General features: G+C 63.9%; 5 protein-coding genes. 3 read left to right on the forward strand and 2 right to left on the reverse strand.

What is annotated here, in order from left to right; all coding sequences use genetic code 11:
* From VMR39_RS18775 to VMR39_RS18785, 3 genes are all read left to right on the forward strand, one after another.
* The coding region (locus tag VMR39_RS18775) for a tyrosine-protein phosphatase (protein WP_325417897.1) at nt 1-529 on the forward strand (529 nt) is incomplete at its 5' end.
* On the forward strand, nt 526-2352 hold the full coding sequence (cobT, locus tag VMR39_RS18780; RefSeq protein WP_325417899.1) for a cobaltochelatase subunit CobT: 1827 nt from the start codon (nt 526-528) through the stop codon (nt 2350-2352). The genes VMR39_RS18775 and cobT, both read left to right, overlap by 4 nt.
* A gap of 50 nt (nt 2353-2402) precedes the next feature.
* Nucleotides 2403-2873 (forward strand): GreA/GreB family elongation factor, encoded by a 471-nt coding sequence (locus VMR39_RS18785; protein WP_325417901.1) that lies wholly within the window; start codon nt 2403-2405, stop codon nt 2871-2873.
* 71 nt (nt 2874-2944) lie between these two features.
* Here the strand turns inward: VMR39_RS18785 and VMR39_RS18790 are convergent, their stop codons facing one another.
* Nucleotides 2945-3436 (reverse strand): DNA starvation/stationary phase protection protein, encoded by a 492-nt coding sequence (locus VMR39_RS18790; protein ID WP_325417905.1) that lies wholly within the window; start codon nt 3434-3436, stop codon nt 2945-2947.
* Between the two features lie 98 nt (nt 3437-3534).
* Nucleotides 3535-3941: DUF1989 domain-containing protein (locus VMR39_RS18795; protein WP_325417903.1), on the reverse strand; the 407-nt coding region annotated here is incomplete at its 5' end.

The raw sequence follows: 3941 nt of genomic DNA on the forward strand, positions 1-3941 counted from the left end.
CGACTATTATTGTCGCGACTATAGCGGGGCGACTGGCGTGCTGGTGGATCTGGTGCGGGAAGAACGGACGACCGCTGCGGATATGCGCGCGGCGATGCTGAACGTCTATCACGAGATCGCGACCGATCATGCCGAGGCCTATCGGGCCATGTTCGCGCAGATGCTGGCCGGTCATGTGCCGATCCTGATCAACTGTTCGGCCGGCAAGGACCGCACTGGCGCCGGTGCGGCGATGGTGCTGGCAGCGCTGGGCGTGTCGCGCGAGATCATTATCGAAGATTATCTGCTGACCAACAGCCATGCCGACTGGACATGGCGGTTCGCGCAGGGCGAAAGCCATCTCAGCCGGCTGCAAGAGGCCAGGGCGGAGATGCTGGAGCCGTTGCTGATCGCCGACGTGGCTTATCTGGAAGCGTTGTTCGCGCATTTCGACAGGATGCATGGCGGCGTCGACGGCTATCTGCGCGATGTGCTGGGTGTCGATGTGCCCGAACGTGCAGCGCTGCGCGAGGCCTTGCTGGTTCCATGACAGAACGTTCCCCCATCGACGCCTTCAAGGATGTGCTGTCCGGTGCCGCGCGCGCCATCACGCGGGACGCGGAAGTCGAGGTGTCCTTCACCGCCGATACGCCCCATGCCGCGGGCAAGGCGATCAAGGTGCCGACGCCCGGCCGTGCCCTGCCCGCCGATCAGGTGGCGCTGGCGCGTGGCTTTTCCGATGCCTATGCACTGAAGCTGCGGCATCATAATCCGAAGTTTCACGCCAACTCCGCACCGGGGGAAGCGGTGGCGCGCGCTGTGTTCGATGCGGTCGAGCAGGCGCGGGTCGAGGCGATCGGCTCGCGGGCAATGGAGGGCGTGCGCGCCAACCTCAACCACGCACTCGACCTGCGGCTGAAATCCGATGCGATCCGCCGGGCGCGATCCGCCGACGAAGTGCCGCTGTCGACCGCGCTTGCGCTCAAGGTGCGCGAGCGGCTGACCGGCCAGTCCATCCCCAAGGATGCCGCGCCGGGCGTTGCGATGGTCGATCAGTGGATCGAGGATAAGGCCGGCAGCGACCTCGACTCGCTGGCGCTGGCGATCGACGACCAGCGCGCCTTCCAGAAGCTGACGACCGCCATGCTGGAGCATCTCCAGCTGATCGACGCCGATGTGCCGCCCGATACCGAAGAACCCGAATCGCAGGATGAAGGCGAGGATCAGGAGGATCAGCAGGAAGAGGGCGACAGCGGCCAGGAGGAATCCGGCGACAGCGACATGAACGCCGAGGCCCGCGCCGAGGACAAGGGCGGCGAGACCGAGGACGGCGAGACCGACTATAGCGACGAGTTCGACGCCGACAGCGATGACGGCGCGGACGATATGGGTGAGGAGGGCATGATGCCGGTCCGGCCTAACCGGCCGATGTCCGACTTGCCGCCCGGCTTCGACTACAAGCCCTATACCGTCAAATATGACGAGATCGTCACGCCGGAAGAGCTGTGCGACGAGGATGAGCTGGTGCGACTGCGCGGCTTCCTCGACCAGCAGCTGGTGAGTTTGCAGGGTGCCGTCACCAAGCTCGCCAATCGGTTGCAGCGGCGGCTGATGGCGCAGCAATCGCGCAGCTGGGACTTCGATCAGGAGGAAGGGCTGCTCGACGCGGCGCGGCTGGCGCGGATCGTGATCGATCCGACCCGCTCGCTCTCGTACAAGATCGAGCGCGATACCGAGTTTCGCGATACGGTCGTGACCCTGCTGATCGACAATTCAGGCTCGATGCGTGGCCGGCCGATCAGCATCGCGGCGATCAGCGCCGACATCATGGCGCGCACGCTGGAGCGCTGCGGCGTCAAGACCGAAATATTGGGCTTCACTACCCGCGCGTGGAAAGGCGGACAGGCGCGTGAGGAATGGCTCGCCGCCGGCCGACCGCCGATGCCGGGGCGTCTGAACGACCTGCGCCACATCATCTACAAGAAGGCCGACGATCCCTGGCGTCGGGCGCGCAAGAATCTGGGCCTGATGATGCGCGAAGGGCTGCTGAAGGAAAATATCGACGGTGAAGCGCTGCTCTGGGCACATGCCAGGCTGATCGCGCGGTCCGAAGAGCGGCGCATCCTGATGGTGATTTCCGATGGCGCGCCGGTGGACGACAGCACCCTGTCGGTGAACAGCGGTACCTATCTGGAGCGGCATCTGCGGCAGGTGATCGACTGGATCGAGAATCGCTCGCCGGTGCAACTGGTGGCGATCGGCATCGGCCATGACGTCACCCGCTATTATCGCCGCGCCGTCACCATCATGGACGCCGAGCAGCTGGGCGGCACGATGGTGGAACAACTCGCCGGGCTGTTCGACGAAGACTGACCGGCCGTTTCGGTCTGTCCCTGCACGAATCATATGATCAGGAGAGGTTGATGAGTGTCGCCTTTCGTCGCGAGAGCGACGATGAGCATATGGAGCCGAAGTTCGAGCTGCCGATCCCGCCCGGTCCCAACTGGGTCACGATGCGCGGATTGCGGCTGACGCGGGAAAAGGTCGAGGCACTGGAGAGCGTCGATGTCGCCGCCATGGACGAGGAAGCGGCCAAGAAACACAAGCGCGAACTGCGCTACTGGCGCACCAGGCTGGCAACGGCCGAATTGCGGCCGGTGGCGGACGGCGAGACGGTCGCCTTCGGCACGCGCGTCACCTATCGGCTCAACAGCCAAGAAAAGACGGTGGCGATCGTCGGCGATGACGAGGCCGATCCGCATGACGGGCGGATCAGCTTCTCCTCCCCCCTCGCCCGCGCCATGATGGACGCGGAGGTCGGCGAAAAGCTCGATTTCGCCGGGAAAGTGGAAGCGCTGGAGATTGTCGGGATCGTTGCCGTCGACGAGGCCTGAACCTCATCGGCTGCATCACGAAGAAGCCCTCCGGTTCGCACCGGAGGGCTTCTTCTTTGCTGGCGTTCGGCTTATGCGCCGCGCGCCGCCTCGAACAGGAACCAGGCACGCTGTTCGGCCTGGTCGGTCCAGTCGTCGACAATGCCTTCGGTCGCATTGTCACCCGCTTCGGTGGCGGCGGCCTTAACCGCACGGAAGGTTTCGACCAGCGCCAGATTGTCGTCGCGCAGTTCCTTCAGCATGTCTGCCGGCGCGACGAAGTCGGCGTCATTGTCCTTGACGGTCTGGTGACGGGCAATGTCGCCGATCGAGCGCAGAGTGGTGTTGCCGGTCTTGCGCACGCGTTCGGCGATCAGATCGGTCACAGCCAGGATCTCGGTCGCCTGCTCGTCGAACATCAGATGATAGTCGCGAAAGTGCGGGCCGGAGACGTGCCAGTGGAAATTCTTGGTCTTCAGATACAGCGCATAGCTGTCCGCCAGCGCGCCGTTCAGCGCTTCGGCAACAGACTTGGTTGCGTTGCTCTTGAGGTCGGTCGGGGTCTTCAGATCGGGGGCGGTCATGCAATGTCCCTTTTTGACGACATGCGACCAGGGCTTGTTGGCGGGAACGATAGCGTCGTAAGCGACGGCGTTGGGTTCGCGGTTGGTGCTCATGGGCCTTACTCCGAAATCGCATCTGTGTTGTCGAAGCCGCGGATCGCTTCTTCCGAAGCGGTGCGGCAGAAATCGTCGGCGGCAGGCGCCGGCGATTTCCAGAACACGAGCTCAATGGGTTCGGGCGCATAGGCGCCGGGTGCGAGCGGATGCGGGCAATTCGAGAGGAAGACAAGAATGTCCATCTCGGCGCGGAGATCGACATAGTCGCCTGCGGCAGGTTTTTCGTCCTGCCAGACGAGCTTGCCGGCGGCGTCGACACCCACAGGCGCAAAGAGCGTCAGGCATGGCGGAATGTCGACCTTGGATAGTCCGTGCTTTGCCGCCAGCAGAATGAAATTGTCCCGCGTGTTGCGAAGCGTCGGGTCGGCATATTTTTCGGAATTCGTGACGGCGGTCGAGCCGCCCGCGA

The sequence above is a fragment of the Sphingobium sp. genome, from assembly GCF_035511395.1.
In the GTDB taxonomy this organism is placed as follows: Bacteria; Pseudomonadota; Alphaproteobacteria; order Sphingomonadales; family Sphingomonadaceae; genus Sphingobium.

Coding starts and splice junctions, on each gene's coding strand:
- cobT (WP_325417899.1), top strand. CDS start 526: ATGACAGAACGTTCCCCCATCGACGCCTTCAAGGATGTGCTGTCCGGT.
- VMR39_RS18785 (WP_325417901.1), top strand. CDS start 2,403: ATGAGTGTCGCCTTTCGTCGCGAGAGCGACGATGAGCATATGGAGCCG.
- VMR39_RS18790 (WP_325417905.1), bottom strand. CDS start 3,436: ATGACCGCCCCCGATCTGAAGACCCCGACCGACCTCAAGAGCAACGCA.